Raw genomic sequence first — 22,509 nt, forward strand, 5'->3', positions numbered from 1 at the left:
ACGGGTTCATGGACATCTTGACGTTGGCAAGATCGACACCTGAACCGTCCGGCTTGACGCGAACTTTCACGTTGTAATCGATGACCCGCTTAACGGGTACGAGGATTTTCAAGGCGGTATCCTTTCCCTCATTGTCCATGGATTTGAAAGAGACGGACCAGCGGTCAGATCAGACCGCCGTTGACATGCAGGCACTGGCCCGTGATGTAGGTGGCTTCCGCCGACATCAGAAATTCGATTGTGGCGGCAACTTCGTCCGGCTCTCCGGCCCTGCCGAGCGGTATCCGCCGTGCGGTTTCGGCCAATTCCTTCTGCGAAACACCGTCCCGCGTGCTGTCATCCTTGCGAATGAACCCGGGAACAACGCAATTGACGGTGATCCCGTCGACGCTCAACGATGCGGCCAGACTGCGCACTGCAGTTTCAAGCCCGCCCTTGGAAGCAGCCGATACCGGGAATTGCCGGATATCAGTCCTGAACACATGTGACGTAAAACTTCCGACGGCGACTATCCGCGGAGACGGCGCATTCGCCAGAAGCGGTGCACCGGCCTTTGCGAGCTCAAAGAAACTGAAGAGGTTGCCCCGAAAAGCATATTCAATGTCGGCAAGCGATCCTTCCGCCAGCGATTTGAGGACCGGAAAACCGGCATTCGCGGCAATACCATCCAATCTACCGAAACGGCTTTCGGCCGCCTTCACCATTCCGGTTGCAGTGCCCTGGTCCGACAGATCTCCGAAAAACAGCTCGGTCCGCGTCCCCGTTTCCCCGGCAAGTTCTGCGACAGCTTCAAGTTCCCTGCGCGAGCTTCTCGCGTGAAGGACAAGTCCGGAAACCTTACCTGCAAAGCGTTTGGCCAGTGCAGCGCCGATGCCCGAGGAGGCACCAGTAATAATCAAACATCTCTCATCCATTGCTGCCTCTCGCCCACGAACGGAATTTCATGTTGCGGATGGTGGCATCGCGGCGCCAGGCCCGAAATCAAGAATTTCTGCTGTAACGACAGTTAAATTTGGCCACGCCTTCAGGCTCAGGCCGGTTCGCGCCAATCTTCCGACAGGATCCAGTCGCAGAACTTGGCAACGCCCGAAACCCGGCGGTGCGCCTTGGGTAGAACCAGATAAAAGCCCGGAACCTTGTCCTCCGGCAGGTCGTTCAACAGTTCGGTCCCGAGAGGAGCGACAAGGTCCCCCACCCGGATATCCTGCTGGGCATCAATTACCGAGATGAGGCCAATTCCGAGACCTGAAATCGTCGCACGGCGCATGGTCGCCGCGTCATGGAAGGCGATATCACCCGCCGTCTCGGGAGCTTCCACATTCAGGTGTTGCAGGATGTCCGCCCAAAGCGAATTTTGCAGGACCGGATGCAGCAATGTCTGGCTGGTGAGATCCTGGGGCGTCTTGGTACCGGCTGCGATTTCCGGCGTGCAGCAGATCAGCTTCGGGTCCTTGAGCAGCAAGGTCGAATCCAGGTCGCCCCAGTCTCCATATCCCCACTGCACGGCGACATCGATGTCGTCTCGCGAGAAGTCCGGCGTTTCAACCATCGTCGTCAGGCGCAGGTCGCTGCCGCTGACATATTTGCGGAACCGCTCCAGCCGGGGCATGAGGTACCGGGTTGCGAAATAGGGACTGACATTGAGAGTGATACGGTCGCGGTACTTCTGGTTGGTAACCCGCTTAACGCCTTCCTTGAACTCCTCGAAGCCCGCATCGACGAACCGCGCCAGCAAAATGGCCGCTTCCGTCGGCTCGATGGTACGGCCCCTACGCTCGAACAGCTGGACGTCCAGGATATCCTCAAGCAGCTTGATCTGCTGACTGACGGCCTGCGGGGTTACAAGCAGCTCGTCAGCCGCGCTGCGGATGCTGTTGTGCCGTGCCGCGGCATGAAACGCCTTCAGCGCATTTAAAGGTGGCAATTTCAACCTGGACGAATTCATTTCTCAACAATGCGCTCGCATGGTCAGATAACAGCCTTTTCCAGGAAAGGCCGGTTCCCGACTATTCTATCGTATCCAAGCGGCGACAGGTCGAGAGACCTGAAACCGCCATAGGTGATCCATTCACCGACGCCGCGGCCGATGGCAGGCGACTGCTGCAGTCCGTGACCGGAAAACCCGTTCGCAAAGATAAAGTTAGACACCTCATTGTGTGGACCGACGACAACATTATGATCCAGCGTATTGAAGGCATAGTGCCCTGCCCAGAAGTTCACCAGCTTTATCGCCTCGAAGCACTGCGCACGTTCGGCCAGCGTCATCCAGATGACTTCCTCGAATTCCTCATGGCGCGGATCAAAATCGTCGAAATCGACCTCGGGATCGTTCAAGGGCGGACAACCGGAGAGAAAAAAGCGCCCTTCGGGCCGGCAGAACACGCCAGAAGGATCGATCATGAGCGGCAGCCTGCCACCGTTCACATTCGCGCTCCCCTCCGGGGACCGGGCGCAATCGAAAACGAAAAGCGAGCGTTTGCGGGGTTCGACGGGAATGGTTAGTCCCGCCATTTGCGCCACCTGTTTCGCCCTCGGTCCGGATGCGTTCACCAGATGCCCGCAGGAGATCTGCCTGCCACCTGCGAGTTTCACTCCCGTGATGGTGTCCGCCTGCCGGACGGCCCCGACCACCTCGTCGATCACATACTCGGCTCCCTGCGCCCTCGCCTTCTTGCGGAAGCCGTTCATCAGACCGGTATTGTCGAACCAGCCTTCGCCTGATCGACCGTAACTTGCCAGCTTGAGATCATCGACATTCAGGTGCGGAAAATTCGCCTTGATCTCATCCGGATCCCAGAGGACGACATCGGCACCCAGGTTTCTCTGAACTTCATGATTTTCCCGCAGAATCGTAACCTGCTCTTCGGTTGCGGCCAGAAACAGGTAACCGCCTTCGTGAAACTGAAGATCCGGCTTTTCGTTCTCCACGGCCATCGTCTCGGCAAAGTTTCGGATGAACTGTGTACCGAACTGGCCGATCTGGACATTGATCGGATTTGAAAACTGGTTCCGGATCGCGCTTGAGCTCAACGATGTGGAGGCCTTGGCAAAACTGGGGTCCTTCTCGATGATCAGGACCGATCCGTTGAAATCCGGATTTGCCGTCAGAAAGTAGGCGATTGCACTGCCGATGACTGCGCCGCCAACGATGACTACGTCATAGTTGTCCATCATGCTTTGACCTCGTCTTCCGGGTGACCAAGCTCGCAGAACCACCCGCCAAGATATTTGACACCCGGAGCCTGCGGATCCGGTCTATCGGTGCTCGTCTCGACCTGCAGGCGATAGGCTTCCGTGTCGTCCAACGGGGCAAAGCCAATATGCGACGCCTTGCTGTCATCGACCGGCCGGATGCGATTGTTCGAGATCCCGTAGGCAATCGTATGCGCCACCCGGGGGGCAAGCAGGCTGCGTTCGACATGTTGCACGCAGTCGCGGAAGCTCAGCCAGCTCCACAACATCCGCCGGTCTGCCGGCTCCGGAAAAGACGAAAAGATGCGGATACAGACACTTTCGATACCGAACTTGTCCCAGTAGAGACGGCTCAGGCTTTCGACGAAGTTCTTGGAAACGCCGTAAAGACTATCGGGCCGGACCGGCGCATCGGCATCGATATTCGCTTCGACCTCGTGATACCCGATCGCATGCACCGAAGAGGCGTAAATCACCCGATCGACGCCGTTTTTCCTGGCGCCTTCATAGATGTGGTAGGAACCGCGGATATTGCTGTCCAGGATCGTTTCAAAATCCGTTTCCAACGGTGCGCCGCCGAAATGCACGATGGCATCCACATCCCTGGTCAGTTCCAGAACGGCATCGGCATCTCCCAGTTCGCAAACAATGGCTTCTTCATTGGGCTGAATGCCGGTGATCTGCACGCGGTCGGTTAGCCGGACATGATCTGCCAGATGCGCAAGACCCTTGCGCAACTCCGTTCCAAGACGCCCGGCAGCACCCGTGATGAGAATTCGTTTGAAGTGAGGCATTTCGGTTTCCGCTTAAGAGAGTGCTGCAACAGCGGTCCTGATACGTTCGACCGCCGTGGAAAGATTGTCTTCAGAAGTTGCCGTCGAGAGCCTGAAATACGGCGACAGGCCGTAGGCGCTTCCAGGCACGGCTGCGACCTGACCCTCGTTGAGCAGATACTGCGTGAACGAGGCATCATCGGTCAGCGTGGTACCGCCCACTGTCCTTTTGCCGATCACGGCGCTGCAGTCGATATAGGCATAAAACGCGCCCTTAGGCGGCTCCAGAACCAGTCCTTCTATGGATGAGATCCCGTCAACCACCAGATCCCGGCGCTTTTCGAAGGCGCGCCGGAAAGTTGCGACCTCATCCTGCGGGCCGTTCAGGGCGGCAACAGTGGCGGCTTGGGCAATCGAACAGGCATTCGTTGTGCTTTGGCTTTGAACCGTCGTCATCCCCTTGATCAGGGCTGCCGGTCCGGCGCCATAGCCAATCCGCCAACCGGTCATGGCATAGGCTTTCGAAACACCGTTGACGATGAGTGTCCGCTCTCTCAGTTCCGGACAGGCCTTGCCGAAGGACACGAATTCCAGGCCGTCAAACACGATGTGTTCGTAGATTTCATCTGACAGGATCAGTGCGTCGGGATACTTGTCCAGCACGTTGCCCAGCGCCTGCAGTTCCTTTTCAGAGTAAACCGCACCGGACGGGTTGCATGGGGTGTTCAAGATGACCCATTTCGTCATGGGGGTCAGCGCCGCCTCAAGAGTTTCCGGGGTCAATTTGAAACCGGCACTGCGCGGGCAATCGACAACAACCGGCTCCCCGCCCAGCATCAGCACCATGTCGGGATAGGATACGAAATAGGGGGCCGCCAGAACCACCTGATCTCCAATCTCCAAAGTAGCCATTAAAGCGTTGAAGATGATCTGCTTGGCACCATTGGCAACGACGATTTCGTCCGGAGCGAACTCCAGTCCGTTTTCTCCCGCGAACTTTGCCGCGACGGCCGCCTTGGTGGTCGGAGCGCCGCCGGTCGCCGTGTAGCGTGTATCGCCATCCCTGGCCGCCCTGTGCGCCGCCTCGATGATGTGATCCGGCGTATTGAAGTCCGGTTCGCCCAGCCCGAGATCGATGACGTCGATCCCTTCTGACCGAAGCTTTTTGGCAGCCTGGCTGACCGCCATCGACGGAGACGGCTTCACCACCTGCATTCTTTTGGCAAGAAGGCTCATTTCCGGTTCTCCGTCACATAACCTGCAATCTCATCGGCTGAGCGCGCCTCTTCGGAACGCTCGGAAGGGTCTCCGAAACCGCCGCCGCCGGGGGCTTTCAGGATCAGGCGCCGCCCGGCCGGCACATGTTGCCAGCCTTTCGGCCTGAGTTTCGTTCCATCATCCAGTTCAACGACGCCGGGCGCGCCCTCCCTGCCTCCGTCACGGCCCTTGGCCGGGTGGTAGACACGGTCGAACATTGCGGAAAAGTCGAATTCGTGACCGTCGGCGGGAGCTATCTCGATGATCTGTCCGAGGCCGCCGCGCATCCGGCCGTCGCCGCCGCTGTCCGGTCGCAGTTCCTTGCGCCAGATCACCACAGGTCCGGTATGTTCCGTCGCCTCGATCGGCATCGTGTGCACACCGGAAGGGAACGCCGTTGCCGACAAGCCGTCCAGGGCTGCTCGTGCCCCTGCCCCGCCGGAATTGAACATCAGAACTTCGGCGTGCCGGCCTTCCTTGCCCTCCTGCGGGCGGACCGAGAGGTGAATGTTCCACAGAGCTGCCGCACCTTCGGCTGGAATTTTACCCGGCAATGCCCTGGCAAGCGCCCCAAGCACCAGATCGGGAACCATGTGCCCCATCACATGGCGCAGAGAGACCGGTGCCGGTCTTTGAGCGTTGAGGATGTTGACCGGCGACGAGACGGTGAAGGGTTCAAGCGAGGCGGAATTGTTCGGAATGTCCGGAGCGATCGCACATTTCAGACCGTAGCAGGCATAGGCTTTCGTATAGATGATCGGGACGTTGATGCCCCATTTGCTGACACCGTCGGTCCCGGTGAAATCCGCGTTCACGCCGTCATCGGAAACGGTCAGTGTCGTTGCAAGCCTGATCGGTTCGTCATAACCGTCGACGTTCAGCTCGTTTTCGTAGGTTCCCTTCGGCAGGGCTGAAATTCTTTCAAGCGTTGCCTGCCGTGAACGGCTGAAGATGAAGCCGCTCAGCTCATCGAGACTTTCCATCTCCGTCTCGCGCATCATGTCGGTCAGGCGCCGGTGTCCGACCTCGTTGCAGGCCGCCAGGGAATAGAAGTCGCCCACGACCTGATTAGCTTCGCGTACGTTGTTGCGCAGGATCTTGATGAGGTCTCGATTGACCTCGCCCCGCTCGGCAAACTTCATGATCGGGATCAGGATGCCTTCTTCATAAACCGATTTGCCGTCGGCGCCGAAGCCGCGCCCGCCCACATCGACCACATGGGCGGTACAGGCGAAGAAAGCGACGAGTTTGCCGTCCAGGAATGACGGCGCAACCATCGTTATGTCATGCAGATGCCCCGTCCCCTTCCACGGGTCGTTGGTGACGTAACAATCGCCTTCAAAAATCTCCTCCGGCGGAATCTCCTCCAGGAAATGCAACACGGCCTCGGCCATGGTGTTCACATGCCCCGGTGTTCCGGTCACCGCCTGCGCCAGCATCAGGCCGTCCGGATTGAACACGCCGGCGGACAGGTCACCGGCTTCGCGCACCGACGTGGAAAATGCGGTGCGCAGCAGCGTCATCGCCTGTTCTTCGACAACCGAGATCAGGCGGTTCCACATGACCTGCATGCGGATTTCCGAGATGCCGCTCATGGCCGGTTCTCCTTGCGGATCAACAAAATGGTTCCATCGCTTTGCATGACGGCGTCAAAGGGCGAGGTGACGACGGTCGAGGTTTCCCGTTCGACGATGACAGACGGCCCCGGGGTCCTGTCTCCTTCCTTGAGAGACGTCCGTTCCAGGATCGAATTTTCCAGAAGGCGGTTCGCAGCCGCATCGAAGACCATGCGGCCCTCTTCGGGAAGCCTGAGCTCCCCACCCTCTCCAAGTGACCGGCTTTCGGGCGCGGGTCTTTCATTCGTCGCCTTGACGGACCAGGTCACGATTTCCGTCTCCAGCCCGTCGAGGCCGTCGATCGCCCGGCCGAAGAAACGGGCATATTCCTCACGGAACCTTTGGTTGATCAGGTCCGCATCTTTGGCAGTCAGCTCCCGATCCGGAATTTCGACCGGAATTTCCCAACCCTGGCCGCTGTAGCGCATGAAGGCGATGATCTCGCAAGTGACCGGACCGTCGGTTCCGGACCGGACGAAGCCGACCGCGCCTTCCTTCAGCTCCGCCAACATGGCGTTCAGACCGCCGGGATCGAAACCGGACATGCGCACGAGCCTCGACGCCAGTGCTTCGTAGCCGAACGGCGCTCTCAGGAAACCGATTGCAGAGCCGACACCCGCGCCGGGCGGTATCAGGCACCGGTCGATACCGAGCTTTTCGCACAGCCGGGCAGCGTGAAGCGGTGCCGCGCCGCCAAAGGCAATCATAACGTAGTCCGAAATGTTCTTGCCGTTTTCAACCGCATGGACCCGTGCGGCATTGGCCATGTTTTCATCGACCACCTCGCAGATACCGAAGGCGGCTTCCAAGGGGTCGAGATCGAGCTTGCTGCCCACGTCCGACTGAACGGCATTTTCGGACGCCGACGGCGACAGCCTTATTGCCCCGCCGGCAAAGTTGTCCGGGTCGATCTTGCCGAGAAGCAGGTCCGCATCCGTGATCGCCGGGCGGGTTCCCCCGCGCTGATAACAGGCCGGACCGGGTTCGGACGCCGCCGATTCCGGGCCGGTCTGGATCCGTCCCATGGAATCCACCCATGCGATCGAACCGCCACCGGCACCGATTTCGATCATTTCGATGACCGGAATGGAGATCGGCATACCCGAGCCCTTGCAGAAACGGTAGGTCCGGGCAACTTCAAAAGTCCGCGCGGTTTGCGGTACAAAATCCTCGATCAGGGAGATCTTGGCGGTCGTTCCGCCCATATCGTAGGAGACGACCTTCTTCAGCCCGAAACGGGCGGCAATATCAGCGGCGAAGATCGCGCCGCCCGCCGGTCCCGATTCAACAAGCCGGACCGGGAACTCCATTGCGGTTTCGACCGAAATCAAGCCGCCGCCGGAATGGATCATGAAGACCGGACAGCCCGCCCCATGCTCTTTCAGGCGCTCCTGGAGGCGAACGAGATAGTCCTGCATCTGCGGACGCACGTAAGCGTTGGCACAGACGGTATTGAAACGCTCGTACTCGCGCATCTGCGGCGAGACTTCGGAAGAAAGCGAGATCGGAATTTCCGGCAGCTTCCGGGCCAGGATCTCGCGGGCGCGTCTTTCGTGTGCCCCGTTCTGGTAGGAATGAATAAAGCCGATGGCGATTGCGCCGAAACCCTCATCGCGCAGTTCCTCGCCAAGCGCTTCCAGCGCCGCTTCATCAAGCGGCTGGATTTCAGTTCCCCCGGCATCGACCCTGCCCTTGACCGTGTAGCGGTGCTGTCTGGGGATCAGGGGCTTCGGCAGCTTGAGATTGAGGTCATATTGTTCGAACCGGTTTTCGGTCCGGATTTCAATGACATCCCTGAAACCCTCGGTCGTTACCAGCGCCGTTTTCGCACCACGTCTTTCAATCAGCGCATTGGTTGCCAGGGTCGTGCCGTGAATGATGATATCGATGTCGGACCAGGCAATCCCCGCCTGATCCACGACAATCCCTATCCCGTCGAGAATGGCCTGTTCGGGAGCGCCATAGTTTGTCAGGACCTTTGTCGAATAGAGTTTTCCGCGCACATCAAGCGCAATATCCGTAAACGTGCCGCCAATATCCGCGCCGAGTTTGATGTCTTGTCTTGTTGGCATTCGCTTTTACTCCGCAGCAGCAAGCGCCGTTGCGCGCATCTGACCAAGTGTCTGGCGGGGTGTCAGGGCTTCAGGCGATACATTCAGTTCGAGAACCGCGCCGGTTGAAGATGCCAGCGCGCGCTCGAAGGCCGCTTCGAAATCCTCTGTCTTCCCGACATGTTCGGCATGGTAGCCATAGGCCTTTGCCAGCGTGACGAAGTCGGGATTTTCAAGCGTCGTTCCCAGGACACGCTCCGGATAGGTCCGCTCCTGATGCATCCGGATCGTGCCGTATATGCCGTTGTTCAGGATCAGGATGATCGGTTGGGCGTTCGCCTGCATGGCCGTACCGAGTTCCTGGCAATTCATCTGGAAATCACCGTCTCCGGCAAAACAGACCACCGTCCGCCGGGGATTGTCGACCTTGGCGGCAATGGCCGCCGGAACCCCATATCCCATTGCACCCGACTGCGGTGCCAGCAGGCGCTGTCCCGGACCGAACCGGAAGAACTTGTTGGGCCAGACCGTAAAATTTCCCGCCCCGTTGGTCAGAACCGCATCTTCGGGAAGTCTTTCTCTCAGGAAGGCCGTTACCTTGACCATGTCCACCGGACTGGGCTGATCCGGCGCTTCAAAGGAGGCAAGGTAGTTCCGGCGTGCGGTTTCGCGCCATGCCGCCCACGGCCCCTGGAGGTTGCGACCGGCCAGAGCGGCTGCAAGAGCATTCGGACCCGCGTGGATGGCCATGTCCGGCTGGTAGACCTTGCCCAGTTCCCGGTCCGAGGCGTGAATATGGATCAGCTTTTGCGCAGGTGTTGGAACTTCCAGAAGTGTATAGCCATCCGTCGTCATTTCCCCGAACCGGATGTTGACCGCAACGATCACGTCCGCGCTTTTGATCAGGTCCTTCGTCGACGGTGTCATTCCGACACCGGCATCGCCAACATAGGTCTCGCTGTGATTGTCGTACCGGTCCTGGTAGCGGAACGCGGCAAGAACAGGCAGATCGCCGGCCTCGGCAAAGGCCTGCAGATCGCGGCTGCCTTTCAAGGTCCAGCCACCACCTCCCATCAGAATCAGCGGTCTTTGTGCCTTCGACAGTTCCAGCACAATCGCGTCTACGGTCTCATCCGCCGGAGCCGCCTCCCTGACCGGGACGGCTCCTTTCAGTGGTGGGCATCGGGTTTCTGCGGCCAGAACATCTTCCGGCAGAGCGATCACCACCGGTCCCGGACGGCCGGACTGCGCCGTAATCCAGGCCCTGGAGATGATTTCCGGTATCCGGTCGGCATGCTCGATCTCCGTCACCCATTTGGCAACGTCACCGAAATAGGCGCGGTAATTGATTTCCTGGAAGGCCTCACGATCCTTCATGTCCGTGCCGACCTGACCGACAAAAAGGATCATCGGTGCGCTGTCCTGCATCGCGGTGTGCACGCCGATCGACGCGTTGGTCGCTCCGGGACCGCGGGTGACGAAACAGATACCCGGCGTCCCGGTGAGCTTGCCGTAGGCGGACGCCATGAAAGCGGCGCCGCCTTCGTTGCGGCACAGGACGAAGTCCAGCGAGTTGCGGGTGTCGTACAGCGCATCCAGCACGGCAAGATAACTCTCGCCGGGGACACCAAAACTCTTCGTCGCGCCAAGTGCCTGCAGACATTCGACCAGAAGCTTGCCGCCAATGCGTCGTTCCATTGATCACCACCTTATTGCTTTGTCTGCCGACGATAACGCTGTTGGACCGAAGAGGTCAGGACGAGAAATTTTTCAGATCAGCAAGAAATTCTATGCGGTCTGAAGTGTCCATCGCTAGACGTATCCGTGAAACGGTTTTCGTGTCAGCGTTTGGTGCACGTAGTTGATCATCGTGATGAAATCGAAGACCGGCAGCCCGGTCGCCGCCTGAATGTCCGCCGCATAGGGCGGCAGATCGCTGCATTCCAGCAGGATGGCTCCCAGATCATCATGCTGCGACTGCAGCTTGCGGGCGACGGCAACCACCCCTTGCCGGATCGCGGCATCGTCCAGCTCGCCGATATTGTCGAGGATACCGCTAACGAAGGCCGGTACACCCTCCATGCCGCCAATGGCAACAGGAATATCACCGGATACGCTGGTGCCCTCGAAATGCGCCGGTTTCAGACAAGTGGCATCGGCGGTTACAACGCCGACACGCTTGCCCGTCAGCGCATGAATGAATGGGATCTGCATCAGGGAAGACGCGAAGACCGGCACGTTGACCGCAGCCTGGATCTCCCGTTGAAACAAGGCCATGAAGCCGCATGCCCCGGTAATGGCACGGACACCTTCCCTCTCAAGCTGCCTTGCGGCTTCGATGAAATCATCCAGAAGGGCCGGGTCGGCCTGGTAGAGCAGCCGGTCGGCCGTTGCGCCCTTCACTTCGGCGAAGCGGACCGGAAATCCGTAAGTTGTCGCGTTGGCGACATTTCCCGGAATGAATGGATAATAACAATCCAGCACGAGAATGCCGATTGTCTCGCCAGCCCAGGACTGGGTTTTCGATCTGGAACGGTAAGTGGTCATCGGAAATCTCAGGCGTAAATGTAGCCGCCGGAAACAATGATGTTTTCGCCGGTCATGTAAGTGTTCTTCGGTCCTGCTGCCATCAGGACCCATTCGGCCATTTCACGCGGTTCACCGCCCCGGCCAAGCGGACTGGCGGCGGCAAGTTCACCCAGGAAACCGGCTTCGCGTGCCTTTTCGGTCGCCATTCCGGCGGGTGCCACGGAATTGACCAGGATGCCGTCGGGCGCCAGCTCGTGGGCAAACGACTTGGTCAGACTGACAACGGCAGCCTTGGTCGCGGCATAGTGAGCGTTTTGCGGATGCGCCTTGAAAGCATCGACCGACGTGATGTTCACGATACGCCCCCGGACCTTGCCCTGAAGGGGATGCGCACGCATGTGGTGCGCCGCCGCGACCATCATGTGGTAGGTGCCCTTGATATTCACGCCGTTGAACGCATCCCAGTCCCGGTCGTTGATTTCCAGAAGAGGTTTGCGCGGGTAAATGGCCGCCGAATTGATCAGCGTGTCGACCCGCCCGAGACCGCTTGCGACGCTCTTGAACGCCGCATGTGCCGCTGGTCCGCTTGAAATGTCACAGGCTGCGAACGAGGTCTTCAATCCTGCTGCACGCGCTTGTTCCAGGGCTTCCTGTGCCGCGGTTTCATTCAGGTCGATAATGCCGACACCGCTTGCGCCGGCGTCTACGGCCATTTCCGCCAGAAGCTGCCCGAGACCGGCACCACCCCCGACGACGACAACATTCAGATCCCTCACCGTGCTTTCCTTTCCACCATGGCACCGCCGCCGACATACTGGTCGGTCGGCAGAATATCGAAGCGCGTCACGTCGACATGCTCGGGCATTTGCAGAACCGCCGACAGCATGTCTGCTGCATCCTGCGGCTGGACCGCGCGGCTGGTGCTGTACATTTTCCGCCGCGCGGCGGCATCCAGAACGCCACGGTAAAGATCCGTCTCGACCCGGCCGGCAACGATTTCGGTCACGCGGATACCGGTCCCTGCCAGATCGCAGCGCAGCGAGGCGGCAAAGGCCGACAGCGCCGCCTTGGAAGCGCCATAGACGGCCATGTTCGGAAAGGCAGCATGTGCGGATGTTGAACTGGTAAAAAACAGATGTCCCGAACCGCGCCCGACCATCCCGGGAAGAACGAGACGGGTCAGGGCGATGGCGGCGCTTAGGTTGACTTCCAAAGTGGCATCGATATCCACCTGATCCATGTCCTGGAAAGCAACCACGGGCGGCATGATGCCGGCATTGTTGACGAGAACATCGATGGCCTCTCCCTGAAGGGCGCTTTCAAGACCGTCCCGGTCGGTCACATCGAGAGCCAGCGGGGTGACATTGCCGGATGCCTGCAATTCGCTGAGCGCGGTCTCGTTGCGTCCAAGCGCCAGAACCTTGTGTCCGTCTGACGACATCTTCCTGCAAACGGCCCGGCCGATGCCGCTGGTTGCCCCGGTGACCAGGACTTTTTTTGATGTTTTGATACTCATGCCTTGACGACCTTTAACAACCTGCCTTCGACGAAGGTAACTGCACGCGTGAGCGGAAATCCAATGGCGAAATAGATGAGCGCGACAGTGGTCAGTATTTCAACGGGCCGGGCGACGTTGTTGGCAATGTTCTGGCCGACATACATCAGATCTGTCATTCCGACCGCCGAGACCAGGGCGCTCTCCTTGAACAACGACACGACATTGGAAAGAAGATTGGGAATTGCGCGCAGCACCGCCTGCGGCAGAATGACGAACAGCGTTCGGGTACCAGCCGACAGTCCCAATGCGGTACAGGCATCAAATTGCGAGCGTTCAATGGATTTCAGCGCTGCGCGGAAAGATTCCGAAATGATGGCACCGGAATAGAGCGTCAGCGCAATGATCGAAGAGGCGAAGCCGGAAAGCTCGATCCCCAGGAACAGCGGCAGGCAGAAGAAGACCCAGAACAGCTGGATGAGAACCGGCGTTCCACGGAAGAACTCGACGTAGATGGTCGTCAGGCCATAGATCGCAGAACTCTTCGACGTCCGGCCAAGGCTGAGAACGAACCCCCAGACCAGTCCCAGGACAGCCGCGAGCGAGACGAATTTCAACGTGTTCAGCAGGCCCTCGAAAAGAACGCCGGAATATTCGAGCAGGAAGCCAAAGGACAAATCCATCTCGGTCCTCCTCAGTTTTGCAGGAGACGCGATGTGCGCCGTTCAACGAAAGTCACCATCTGGGACACCGGAAACGACACGGCAAAATAGAGCAAGGCGACGGTCGTCAGCGTCTCGATCGGCCGGAAGGTCTGTGTTGCCAGGTAACGGCCCTCATACATGAGATCCTGCACCGAAATGAGCGCGACCAGGGCGGATTGCTGGAAGATGCCGATGCCATTGGTGATCAGTACAGGCAGAGACAGCAGGAGCGCCTGGGGCAGGATCACGAAAATGATTCTTTGGACAACATTCAGACCAAGGGCCGTACAGGCATCGGTCTGGGCAGTGGGGATCGACTGGATCGACGCGCGATAGGCTTCGGCGTTGAACGCGGCAAGGTTCAGGCCCAAAGCGAGAATGCCCATGAATTCCGCGCTCCACCAGACATTGAAGAGAATGGGCACGCAGAAGAAGAACCAGACCAGCTGAATAAGCGCGGGCGTACATCTGAAGAACTCGATATAGGCGGTCAGCGGCCAGGTGATCAGCCGGATCCTCGTTAGCATGCCGAGCGCCACGAGAAACCCCAGAACGAGTCCGATGGCGTTCGCCCAGAGTGTCAGTTCCAGAGTGACCATCAGACCTTCGAGCAGCTTGGGCAGCCCCTTTTTGACGTAGAACCAGTCAAAATCGTAGTTCATTGCCTCACCCCTCGATATGAAGAACGTTGCGCAGGAAGTTCCGCGTCCGCTCTTCCCGAGGGTTGCCGAACAATTCTTCCGGGGGAGCTGCTTCGATCACCTTGCCCCGCTCCTGGAAGACGACCTGTGTCGCGATATTGCGGGCAAAGAACATGTCGTGGGTGACGATCATCATCGGCATGCCGGCTTCCGCCAGTGCCATCATCGTGTTCTCGACCTCGTTGACCAGCTCCGGATCGAGGGCGGACGTCACCTCGTCGAACAACATGAGCTTCGGATCGAGCATCAGCGCCCGGGCAATCGCAACCCGCTGTTTCTGACCGCCCGAAAGCTGGGATGGATAAAACTCTGCGCGATCCGCGAGTCCGAAACGCGTCAGCAGGTCCATCGCCTTGTCCTTCGCCTCCGCCTTGCCGATCCCCCTGGAGCGAACCGGCGCCAGACAGAGATTGCCCAGAACCGAAAGATGTGGGAACAGGGTATAGTGCTGGAACACCATTCCGACCTCCTTCTGCACCTTCCGGTTCAGCTTCATCTTCCCGTTTTCGGCCCCCTCGACATACGTCTCGTCCCCGAGACGGATCGTGCCGCCTGCGATGTCCTCAAGTCCCATCATGCAGCGCAGGAGAGTTGACTTGCCGCAACCGGATGGCCCGATCAGCACAAGACGGTCGGTGTTTTCCATCGCAAGATCAAACCCGTCGAATATCGACAAAGATCCATAGCGCTTGACCAGCTTGTCGATCTTTACAAAGGACATTGACGGCCCCTCCTCCGAGAAAGTCTTGCTACAAAATTGCCGCCCCGCTGCGCCGCGGGACGGCCAGGTTCAGGGGAAGCTTATTTGGCTGTCATCGCGTCTACTGCTGCATCGTAGAGGCGCTGGACGTTACCGGTCGCGACTTGCTCTTCCAGGTAAATATCGAGCACCTGGACATCTTCCAGCGGAACAGATTTGCGCAGACCGAAGGCGATACCCTGCTTCGCAATAGCCGGCTCCGGCAGGACCTGTGCAGCCCAGTCCGGGTTCTGCAGGATCGTGATCCGGTGAATGTCGCTATCGGTCGCAAAAACATCAGCGCGTTTGGAAATGATCGCCAAACGTCCTTCATTGGCACCATCCAGGCGGATGATCTTGGCGTTCTTGATCTGCGGAGTGATGGACAGATCACCAGCTGCACCCTGCATCACGGCAATCGTGATGTCTTCCTTGTCGAAATCGGCCAGGGACGTCATGTCCTCGGTAATTTTGGGATTGCGTGTGTCATGCAGCAGACCGATCTCGTAGCTCCAGATCGGAATGGAGTAGTTCACCGCAAGCGCCCGTTGCGGCTTGCGGTTCAACGCCGAGGAAATGTCCCACTTTCCTGCCTGCAATCCGGCAACCATGTTGCCCCAGGTCGTTTCCACCGGCTCGACCTCAACATCGATGGCTTCGGCAAATCCTTCCATCACATCCAGGAAGTAGCCCGACCATTCACCTGTCTTCGGATCGCGGACCAGAAGAGGCGGAGCTTCCGCAACTCCGACACGGAGTGTGCCGCGCTCTTGAACATCGGACCACAAATTTTCTTTTTCCTGGGCACCTGCCTGCCCAGTCAGACCTACACAAACCAGCGCTGCCGCACCGACCCAAGTCTTCAGCTTGGACATCATGAACATATTCTCCTCCCTAGTATCGGGCGCTGCACTGCGGATGCAGCTCGAGCAGCGCCGCTGCTCAGGAGAGCAAGGTAGAAGGCAGGTAAGCCCCGCCGAAATCAAGAAAAGCAGCTGATTGGAAAGTTATTCTTGATCAAGGTTTCGGCGAACGATAACGCCCGGATTCATCACATCTTTTGGATCGATTGCCGTCTTGATCAGTCGCATCAGACGACGCTCGACAGGGCTGCGAAGCGTATCCGCGTGCTGAAGTTTCGTCCGGCCCAGTCCGTGTTCCGCGGCAATGCTGCCACCAGCCGCTGTTGTCTGACTGTAGATGAAGTGCGACAGCCCATCGCCCTTGTCGCCGAACTCCACAACGCCGGGAGGCGGTGACAGGTTGAAGTGAATGTTCCCATCCCCCAAATGCCCGAACAGGTTGATCCTGAGCCCGGGCATGAGGCCTTTGAGACCGGCACAGGTGCGGGAAACAAAGGCATCCAGCCGGGACGGCGGCACTGCAATGTCATGTTTGATCTGCGCCCCTTCCAAGCGTTGGCCCTCAGGCATTTCCTCGCGCAGTCTCCAGAAACGCAGCCGCTGTGCCTCATTCGATGCAATGACGCCGTCCAGAATGAGCTCCTGCTCATATGCCTCTCCAAGTGCGGTTTCCAGCATTGCCATGAGGTTTACCGACGCGGAAGAAGAGGATAGTTCGACCAGCATGTAGACGGGTGATCGCGTCTCCAACGGAAAGCTCAGATCCGAGATGTTTTTCAGAACCAGATCCAGTCCCGTCTCGGTGAAAAACTCCAGGGCCGAGATGAACTCCCCAAATTCCCGGCGCAAACCTGCACCACAACCGACAGCAGCCTGAAAGTCTTCGAGCGCGATCAGGGCGGCAGCTCGTTGCCGCGGTTTCGGGTAGAGCCTGAGGACTGCCTTGGTCACCACGCCGAGCGTCCCTTCCGAGCCACAGAACAATCGCCTCAGCTGATAACCGGCATTGTCCTTCAACAGTGACCTGTTGCCGTTCCAGATCGAACCATCCGGCAACACCGCTTCAAGTCCCAGAACGAGATCCTGCATCATTCCATATCGAAGCGCGTGGCTGCCACCTGCATTTGTCGCAATCAATCCGCCGATCTGGGCACTGCCTTCGGATCCCAGGTGCATGGGCAGCATCAGGCCATGATTTTCAAGTTCGCCATTCAGATCCGCCAGCACGACCCCCGCTTCCACCGTCACGGCAAAGTCCTGCGGGTCGACTGACACGATCCGTCTCATTCGCGACAGGGACAGGATGATTGCGCCTGCGTTTTCCGGCACACTTCCCATGCAAAGACCGGTATTGCCGCCCTGCGGTGTCACCGGGACATTTGCATCATGGGCCAAACGCAAGACCGCCGACACTTCCTCCGTCGTGGCGGGACGTGCAACGCCAAGAATCTGCGGAGACCGCCTGTTCAGCCAATCGGCCTGATAGCGCTCGATGTCCTTCGTAAGCCAGCCATTGGGGCCCAGAAGACCCAAGAGGTGATCGGAAAGCGCCTTGGAAGTCATCGCATCACCCTGCTGCCGTCGGGCGGTCCTGCCGTTGCCTCGGTCCTCACCGCCACACTGAATGTTCTCGCGGAGCAATATGCAGCAGCCTGTTCAGCCGAATATGAAAGAAATTCTGCGCACCCGAAACAAATGCTGGGCGGGACCATGGTCGTAAGTGGCTGAAATCTTATGGCCCAGCTTCAAACGGCATTGCCTGATGATAGCCGTCGAATTCGGGTTGAAGCCCTGTGCCCCCCCTTTCCGACAAAGTTTGTCTTGCACCCTGATCCCGGTCACTCGCAGGTTCAATCAAGGTTTCCAGTAGCGGCTTCCTTCCTGCCTGATTGAGCCTGACAACCGGCCTTCATTGCACAAGGCAAGGACGCGGTCTTGGGTTGCGATGTAGCGCATCACCCCAGCAGCAGCTGCGGCAGCCACAGGGATAGCGAAGGTACAAAGGTGGTGAGCACAAGTGTCGGCATCCAGGCAAAAATGATGAACAGGAGCGTTGGCCACAACAATCGGTTTACGGGCGTCTCCGTCACCTGAGCACCGAGGTAAAGCAGCGGCGCGGTGGGAGGTGTAACGTTGGCCATGCCGAGATTTACGCCGAGCACCGCGGCAAAGTGGATCGGATCCATGCCAACACCCTGAACGATTGGCAACAGCAACGGCGTCGACAGCAATAGCCCGGAAATATCGTCCATGAGCATGCCGATGAGGATCATCACGAGATTGACCATCAGCAGGATGACAATGGGGTTGTCGCTGACCGAATAGACCATGTCCTTGGCGATGTTGGGAATGTCCTCGAAGATCAGGAAGCGGCTGACGATCAGCACAAGGAATATCATGATCATCACGATGCCAATGGTGACGCCGGAATTCTGCACGGTTTCCGCCAGTGTTTTCCAGGTCAGGCCCTTGTAGACATAGATGGCGATCGGGATGGCGTAGATGACCGCAACGCCCGCGGCCTCGGTCGGGGTCATGATGCCTCCGTAGATACCGCCCAGAATGATGCCCGGCATCAGCATTGCCGGAAAGGCCTTGATACTCTGCCGCCCGAACATCGGCAGGAAGTCCTTCGGGCGCTCGGTGACCTTCACGTCGTTGTATTTGCGCAGGCAGACCTGATTCACGATGATCAGAAGGGTGATCAGGATGATCCCGGGAATGACGGTGGACAGAAACGCCTTCAGTACCGATTGCTGCGCCACCCAGGCATAAAGGATGTGCGAGGCGCTCGGAGGTATCAGCAGGCCAAGCGGCGAGGCATTGACGATCAGGGCAGCGGAAAGCCCGTCCGGGTAATTCGCCTTGCGCAGGTGCGGCATCATGATGCCGCCGATGCAGGTGAGCGTTGCGTTGGCGCTGCCGGAAATGGAACCGAAGACGCCACTGGCCAAGACGGAGGCCGCCGGAAGACCACCCTTGATATGACCGATGAACAGTTCGGCAAGAGCGATGAGGGGTGCCGCAATCCGACCCCTCTCCATGATGCCGCCTGCAATCATGAACAGAGGGATCGCCAGCAAGACGATGGTGTTCATCTTCCACTCGCCCGATGGCAGATAACCCGCAACGTCATGTCCACCGGTATAGGCGAGGAACATCAGGACCGCGCCGAAGGCGACATAGACACTGACACCAAGCAGAAGCAGTCCGCAGATGATGGCGATGCTGCCGAAAATGATCATGACGTCACCTCCGCGCGGCCGCTCGCAGGCGCGTTGCGGTCCACGATATGGACGTAAAGATGGGCAGCTGCGAACACCGACATGAAAATGAAACTGAGGAAGATCCCGGTACGCCAGAACAGAAAGGGGATCTTCAGCGCGGCCGTCGTCTGCCAGATCGGATAGGACAGAATTTCGTCGCGCACCATCAGATAAGCCCAATAGGAGATGATCATCGTGACCACGAATTCGATGATCTGCACGACGAGTTGACGCCACCATGCCAGGTGCGGGTTCGTGATGATCACGCTAAGGATATCGGCATTGATGTGCATCCGGCGTTCGGAAGCCAGCACCGCCCCCATGAAGAAGCCCCAGAAGCTGATCGCCATCAACCATTCCTCGAAGGCAAACAGGTTGCCACCGAAGTTTCGTACCAGCACGACGAAGAGAAAGGTGCCTGCCATGACAAAACCGCTGACCGTTACGATCAGCCGCATGACTTTGAGGATCAGGTTGAGAGGCCTGCCGACGGCTACAGGCAGTTTGTCGGTCACGGATGTCATGTGTCCCCCGCGTGCTGTCTTAAAGGACAAGGCAGGACCGATCCCTTGGGCCGGTCCTGCCGGGTGATCGGTTTACTGCTTGGCAGCAACCAGCCGGTCGATGATGTCCTTGCCGACGGCTTCTTCCATCAGCGGCCAGATGTTCTCTTGAACATGCTGGGCCATGCTGGCCTGCTCTTCCGGGGATAGGCGCAGGATCTCGTAGCCGTTCTCTTCAAGCTTCTTTGCGAAAGCTTCGTCGTTTTCCTTGTTGTAGGCGAAGAAATCGTCCGACGCCTTGGTAAAGGCGGCCTGCACGACCTGCCGCTGTTCTTCGTTCAGCTTGTCCCACGTTTTCTGGGAGGCGTAGAACGAGGTGAGTTCGGAAACCGAATTGTATTCGATGAAGTATTTGCCGACGCCGGACTTGGCGAAGATCGAATATGTTGCGGTCTTGGTGCAGCAGATCGCGCCGTCGACGATTCCGGACTGCAGCGCCGGGAAGATGTCGCCCCAGGCCATGGTCGTTGCCTGGTATCCGAGGGATTCGACCATCGACTTGATGACATTGGAGGACCAGACGCGAATGTTCACGCCCTTGTCGCCCATGCCGTTCCAGTCGGCGGGCTTTTCAGTGGCGACGATACCGACGAAACCTTCCGGGTTGTTGACCAGCAGCCTCAACCCCAAATCCCCGAGGATATCCTGCAGGACGGTGTTGAACTCGGAATCCAGGTTCCGCATTGTGTCGTCCATATCGTCCCATCCGGAGACGAGGAAGGGCATCGACAGGAATTCCAGGCGTGGATCCTTGTGCGCGTAGATGAAGGCGGCAGTGAAGTCGATGTTTCCTCGGATCGTGTCTTCAAGCAGTGCTTCGCCGGATCCCAGCTGGTTGGCCGGAAACACGGAAACCTTCAGGCCAACATCAGCCGCTTCGATATCCGCCTTGATCTGCTCCATCATCTTGCTGCCCTGATGATCGACCGGAAACACTCCGGCAAATTTCAGGCGCATGTCGGCTGCCGCCGCAGGCAGCGCAAGTGACAGCGCCAGAGCGGCTGCCGCCACACCTTTGGTCAGGTTTGTCAGTTTCATGGATGGTTCCTCCCTTGGGTTTGTTGCCGGCCGATGCCGGGGTTTGAAGGTCTGAGGGGATGAGCTCGAGACGGGCCGCCTTCTCCGCTAGCTGCAAGGCTCGGGAATGGAAGCCCTGGTCAGTACATCGCGCCAGCGGTCGCTGATCGGTACGGGCCTGCGCGTCTTTCTGTCGACCAGCACCTGAGTGAAATGCCCCTGGGCGGCGGCGGTTTCGCCGTCGCCGAACAGCGCGATGCGGTAGGTGACGGAGGACCTGCCCAGTCTTTCCACGCGCAGGCCTGCGAGAACGGGTTGCGGATACGCAAGCTCGGCGAAGTAGCTGCAGCCCGTGTCGACGACGACGCCAATAGTCTCGCTGCGCGACGGCTCCAGAAGCCCCTCCCCGATCAGCCACATGTTCAGGGCCGTGTCGAACAGCTGGTAATGCACGGTGTTGTTCATATGCCCGTAGATGTCATTGTCGCTCCAACGGGTCTGAAGCGGCTGCGTCACCGGAAAATCACTGCGTTTCAGCGGTACAGGTCTGCTCATGAAATCACCATGCGGCCCGGTAGATGGCGAGAGCATCGGCTTCGGTCAGCTCGCGCGGATTGTTGACGAGAAGGCGCGTCTGCTTCATGGCGTCCGCCGCCATCTTCGACAGGGCATTCCTGGGGATCTGGACGTCGCGAAGCCGGGCCGGCAGTCCGAGTTTGACCGAAAGGTCGGCAAGGCGGTTGACGAAGGTTGCGCAAAGATCCCGCGGCTCGGCAGCAGCGGTCAGATCCGCGAATGCGTGCGGGGCCAGTTCGGCGTAGCGCAGGTAGGACCCGTTGGCGCTGTCCGCCGCGTTGAAGCGCAGAACCTCCGACAGCACAAGCGCGTTGGACAGGCCATGCGGGATATGGAATGAGCCTCCGATCGGATAAGCGAGGGCATGCACGGCGGCGACCGGTGAGTTGGCGAACGCCATACCTGCCAGCGCCGAACCGAGCAGCATCTTGCCGCGTGCCTCGATATTGTCCGGATCGAAGACCGCCGTTTCGATGTTCGAGCCGAGCAGCCGCAAAGCTTCGACAGCCAGAATGCGCGACATCGGATTGTTGTTGGCGTTTTTCGACGCATAGGCCTCGATCGCGTGAACCATGGCGTCGATGCCGGTGGCCGCCGTGACGCCGGAGGGCAGGCTGAGCGTTAGGTTTGCGTCGAGGACAGCAATGTCCGGTAACAGAAGCGGCGAGGAAACACCGCGCTTTTCCTCGCCGTCCACGGTGATGATCGAAACGGGTGTGACTTCGGAACCGGTGCCGGCAGTGGTCGGGATCAGGACCAGCGGCAGACGCGGCCCCTTGGCATTGCCGACACCCCAGACCCGGTCGATGTCCTCTCCGGATCCGGCCAGCAGCGCCACCAGCTTGGCGACATCCATTGACGACCCTCCACCCAGGGCCACGACGCCGGTACAGCCGATACTCCGGGCGGTTTCCGTTGCCTGCTGCAGCGTATCGAGGCTGGGGTCCGCCTCCACGGCATCAAAAACGGTGACGGTGGCTCCCGAGTGCTGCAGCGCTCGCAGAATAGGCTGCTCCAATTGCAAAGCGCGAATGCCCCTGTCGGTAATGAACAGGATGTCGTCGCCCAGCAAGGAACCAGCCAGTACCGGCAGGTCTGAAGAAGCGCCCGGACGGGACACGATCTGCGCAGTCGTGTTGAAGACGAACGGGGTCACAGGAAAACTCC

At 58.9% G+C, this 22,509-nt stretch carries 21 protein-coding genes and 1 pseudogene; all 22 read right to left on the reverse strand.

Features of this window, described 5'->3' with window-relative positions; translation table 11 throughout:
- Window positions 1–112 (reverse strand): annotated as a pseudogene (locus ABLQ08_RS31015) (electron transfer flavoprotein subunit beta/FixA family protein); the annotation flags it as partial.
- A 52-nt stretch (window positions 113–164) separates the two neighbouring features.
- Window positions 165–914 (reverse strand): SDR family NAD(P)-dependent oxidoreductase, encoded by a 750-nt coding sequence (locus ABLQ08_RS31020; protein WP_352950582.1) that lies wholly within the window; start codon window positions 912–914, stop codon window positions 165–167.
- Window positions 915–1,030: 116 nt separating this feature from the next.
- On the reverse strand, window positions 1,031–1,945 hold the full coding sequence (locus ABLQ08_RS31025) for a LysR substrate-binding domain-containing protein (protein WP_352950584.1): 915 nt from the start codon (window positions 1,943–1,945) through the stop codon (window positions 1,031–1,033).
- A 23-nt stretch (window positions 1,946–1,968) separates the two neighbouring features.
- Window positions 1,969–3,174 (reverse strand): NAD(P)/FAD-dependent oxidoreductase, encoded by a 1,206-nt coding sequence (locus ABLQ08_RS31030; RefSeq protein WP_352950586.1) that lies wholly within the window; start codon window positions 3,172–3,174, stop codon window positions 1,969–1,971.
- Window positions 3,171–3,986 (reverse strand): NAD-dependent epimerase/dehydratase family protein, encoded by an 816-nt coding sequence (locus tag ABLQ08_RS31035; RefSeq protein WP_352950588.1) that lies wholly within the window; start codon window positions 3,984–3,986, stop codon window positions 3,171–3,173. Before ABLQ08_RS31035 ends, ABLQ08_RS31030 begins: the two co-directional genes overlap by 4 nt.
- A gap of 12 nt (window positions 3,987–3,998) precedes the next feature.
- The gene (locus ABLQ08_RS31040) at window positions 3,999–5,201 is read right to left on the reverse strand and encodes a pyridoxal phosphate-dependent aminotransferase (RefSeq protein WP_352950590.1); all 1,203 of its coding nucleotides are present in this window, start codon (window positions 5,199–5,201) and stop codon (window positions 3,999–4,001) included.
- Window positions 5,198–6,817 (reverse strand): hydantoinase B/oxoprolinase family protein, encoded by a 1,620-nt coding sequence (locus tag ABLQ08_RS31045; protein WP_352950592.1) that lies wholly within the window; start codon window positions 6,815–6,817, stop codon window positions 5,198–5,200. The genes ABLQ08_RS31040 and ABLQ08_RS31045 overlap by 4 nt, the downstream gene beginning before the upstream one ends.
- Window positions 6,814–8,910, reverse strand: a complete 2,097-nt coding sequence (locus ABLQ08_RS31050; protein WP_352950594.1) for a hydantoinase/oxoprolinase family protein — start codon at window positions 8,908–8,910, stop codon at window positions 6,814–6,816. Before ABLQ08_RS31050 ends, ABLQ08_RS31045 begins: the two co-directional genes overlap by 4 nt.
- A gap of 6 nt (window positions 8,911–8,916) precedes the next feature.
- Window positions 8,917–10,587 (reverse strand): thiamine pyrophosphate-binding protein, encoded by a 1,671-nt coding sequence (locus ABLQ08_RS31055; RefSeq protein ID WP_352950596.1) that lies wholly within the window; start codon window positions 10,585–10,587, stop codon window positions 8,917–8,919.
- Between the two features lie 114 nt (window positions 10,588–10,701).
- Window positions 10,702–11,436: an aspartate/glutamate racemase family protein gene (locus ABLQ08_RS31060; RefSeq protein WP_352950597.1), complete on the reverse strand. Its 735-nt coding sequence runs from the start codon at window positions 11,434–11,436 to the stop codon at window positions 10,702–10,704.
- Between the two features lie 8 nt (window positions 11,437–11,444).
- Window positions 11,445–12,194: an SDR family NAD(P)-dependent oxidoreductase gene (locus ABLQ08_RS31065; protein WP_352950599.1), complete on the reverse strand. Its 750-nt coding sequence runs from the start codon at window positions 12,192–12,194 to the stop codon at window positions 11,445–11,447.
- Entirely contained in the window at window positions 12,191–12,934 is a 744-nt protein-coding gene (locus tag ABLQ08_RS31070) for an SDR family oxidoreductase (RefSeq protein WP_352950601.1), read from the reverse strand. Before ABLQ08_RS31070 ends, ABLQ08_RS31065 begins: the two co-directional genes overlap by 4 nt.
- Window positions 12,931–13,596, reverse strand: a complete 666-nt coding sequence (locus ABLQ08_RS31075) for an amino acid ABC transporter permease (RefSeq protein ID WP_352950602.1) — start codon at window positions 13,594–13,596, stop codon at window positions 12,931–12,933. Before ABLQ08_RS31075 ends, ABLQ08_RS31070 begins: the two co-directional genes overlap by 4 nt.
- Before the next feature lie 11 nt (window positions 13,597–13,607).
- A complete protein-coding gene (locus ABLQ08_RS31080; protein WP_352950604.1) occupies window positions 13,608–14,279 on the reverse strand; it encodes an amino acid ABC transporter permease in 672 nt (223 codons plus the stop codon).
- A gap of 4 nt (window positions 14,280–14,283) precedes the next feature.
- A complete protein-coding gene (locus ABLQ08_RS31085; RefSeq protein ID WP_352950606.1) occupies window positions 14,284–15,039 on the reverse strand; it encodes an amino acid ABC transporter ATP-binding protein in 756 nt (251 codons plus the stop codon).
- A gap of 80 nt (window positions 15,040–15,119) precedes the next feature.
- Complete coding sequence (locus ABLQ08_RS31090; RefSeq protein ID WP_352950608.1) at window positions 15,120–15,935, reverse strand: transporter substrate-binding domain-containing protein; 816 nt, start codon at window positions 15,933–15,935, stop codon at window positions 15,120–15,122.
- A 129-nt stretch (window positions 15,936–16,064) separates the two neighbouring features.
- On the reverse strand, window positions 16,065–17,483 hold the full coding sequence (locus tag ABLQ08_RS31095) for an FAD-binding oxidoreductase (RefSeq protein WP_352950610.1): 1,419 nt from the start codon (window positions 17,481–17,483) through the stop codon (window positions 16,065–16,067).
- A gap of 392 nt (window positions 17,484–17,875) precedes the next feature.
- Window positions 17,876–19,165: a TRAP transporter large permease gene (locus ABLQ08_RS31100; protein WP_352950612.1), complete on the reverse strand. Its 1,290-nt coding sequence runs from the start codon at window positions 19,163–19,165 to the stop codon at window positions 17,876–17,878.
- Window positions 19,162–19,710 carry a TRAP transporter small permease gene (locus tag ABLQ08_RS31105; protein WP_352950614.1) on the reverse strand — a complete coding sequence of 183 codons (549 nt, stop codon included), beginning with the start codon at window positions 19,708–19,710 and terminating at the stop codon, window positions 19,162–19,164. The genes ABLQ08_RS31100 and ABLQ08_RS31105 overlap by 4 nt, the downstream gene beginning before the upstream one ends.
- A 72-nt stretch (window positions 19,711–19,782) precedes the next feature.
- Window positions 19,783–20,787, reverse strand: a complete 1,005-nt coding sequence (gene dctP, locus ABLQ08_RS31110) for a TRAP transporter substrate-binding protein DctP (RefSeq protein ID WP_352950615.1) — start codon at window positions 20,785–20,787, stop codon at window positions 19,783–19,785.
- Between the two features lie 87 nt (window positions 20,788–20,874).
- The gene (locus ABLQ08_RS31115) at window positions 20,875–21,321 is read right to left on the reverse strand and encodes an acyl-CoA thioesterase (RefSeq protein WP_352950617.1); all 447 of its coding nucleotides are present in this window, start codon (window positions 21,319–21,321) and stop codon (window positions 20,875–20,877) included.
- 4 nt (window positions 21,322–21,325) lie between these two features.
- Window positions 21,326–22,498: an iron-containing alcohol dehydrogenase gene (locus tag ABLQ08_RS31120; protein ID WP_352950619.1), complete on the reverse strand. Its 1,173-nt coding sequence runs from the start codon at window positions 22,496–22,498 to the stop codon at window positions 21,326–21,328.
- Window positions 22,499–22,509 lie beyond the last annotated feature (11 nt).

The sequence above is a fragment of the Roseibium sp. SCP14 genome, assembly GCF_040329475.1.
GTDB lineage: Bacteria > Pseudomonadota > Alphaproteobacteria > Rhizobiales > Stappiaceae > Roseibium.

Excerpts from the sequence above, each read along its gene's own strand:
- ABLQ08_RS31020 (WP_352950582.1), bottom strand. The coding sequence starts at position 914 with ATGGATGAGAGATGTTTGATTATTACTGGTGCCTCCTCGGGCATCGGC.
- ABLQ08_RS31025 (WP_352950584.1), bottom strand. The coding sequence starts at position 1,945 with ATGAATTCGTCCAGGTTGAAATTGCCACCTTTAAATGCGCTGAAGGCG.
- ABLQ08_RS31030 (WP_352950586.1), bottom strand. The coding sequence starts at position 3,174 with ATGATGGACAACTATGACGTAGTCATCGTTGGCGGCGCAGTCATCGGC.
- ABLQ08_RS31035 (WP_352950588.1), bottom strand. The coding sequence starts at position 3,986 with ATGCCTCACTTCAAACGAATTCTCATCACGGGTGCTGCCGGGCGTCTT.
- ABLQ08_RS31040 (WP_352950590.1), bottom strand. The coding sequence starts at position 5,201 with ATGAGCCTTCTTGCCAAAAGAATGCAGGTGGTGAAGCCGTCTCCGTCG.
- ABLQ08_RS31045 (WP_352950592.1), bottom strand. The coding sequence starts at position 6,817 with ATGAGCGGCATCTCGGAAATCCGCATGCAGGTCATGTGGAACCGCCTG.
- ABLQ08_RS31050 (WP_352950594.1), bottom strand. The coding sequence starts at position 8,910 with ATGCCAACAAGACAAGACATCAAACTCGGCGCGGATATTGGCGGCACG.
- ABLQ08_RS31055 (WP_352950596.1), bottom strand. The coding sequence starts at position 10,587 with ATGGAACGACGCATTGGCGGCAAGCTTCTGGTCGAATGTCTGCAGGCA.
- ABLQ08_RS31060 (WP_352950597.1), bottom strand. The coding sequence starts at position 11,436 with ATGACCACTTACCGTTCCAGATCGAAAACCCAGTCCTGGGCTGGCGAG.
- ABLQ08_RS31070 (WP_352950601.1), bottom strand. The coding sequence starts at position 12,934 with ATGAGTATCAAAACATCAAAAAAAGTCCTGGTCACCGGGGCAACCAGC.
- ABLQ08_RS31075 (WP_352950602.1), bottom strand. The coding sequence starts at position 13,596 with ATGGATTTGTCCTTTGGCTTCCTGCTCGAATATTCCGGCGTTCTTTTC.
- ABLQ08_RS31080 (WP_352950604.1), bottom strand. The coding sequence starts at position 14,279 with ATGAACTACGATTTTGACTGGTTCTACGTCAAAAAGGGGCTGCCCAAG.
- ABLQ08_RS31085 (WP_352950606.1), bottom strand. The coding sequence starts at position 15,039 with ATGTCCTTTGTAAAGATCGACAAGCTGGTCAAGCGCTATGGATCTTTG.
- ABLQ08_RS31090 (WP_352950608.1), bottom strand. The coding sequence starts at position 15,935 with ATGATGTCCAAGCTGAAGACTTGGGTCGGTGCGGCAGCGCTGGTTTGT.
- ABLQ08_RS31095 (WP_352950610.1), bottom strand. The coding sequence starts at position 17,483 with ATGACTTCCAAGGCGCTTTCCGATCACCTCTTGGGTCTTCTGGGCCCC.
- ABLQ08_RS31100 (WP_352950612.1), bottom strand. The coding sequence starts at position 19,165 with ATGATCATTTTCGGCAGCATCGCCATCATCTGCGGACTGCTTCTGCTT.
- ABLQ08_RS31105 (WP_352950614.1), bottom strand. The coding sequence starts at position 19,710 with ATGACATCCGTGACCGACAAACTGCCTGTAGCCGTCGGCAGGCCTCTC.
- dctP (WP_352950615.1), bottom strand. The coding sequence starts at position 20,787 with ATGAAACTGACAAACCTGACCAAAGGTGTGGCGGCAGCCGCTCTGGCG.
- ABLQ08_RS31115 (WP_352950617.1), bottom strand. The coding sequence starts at position 21,321 with ATGAGCAGACCTGTACCGCTGAAACGCAGTGATTTTCCGGTGACGCAG.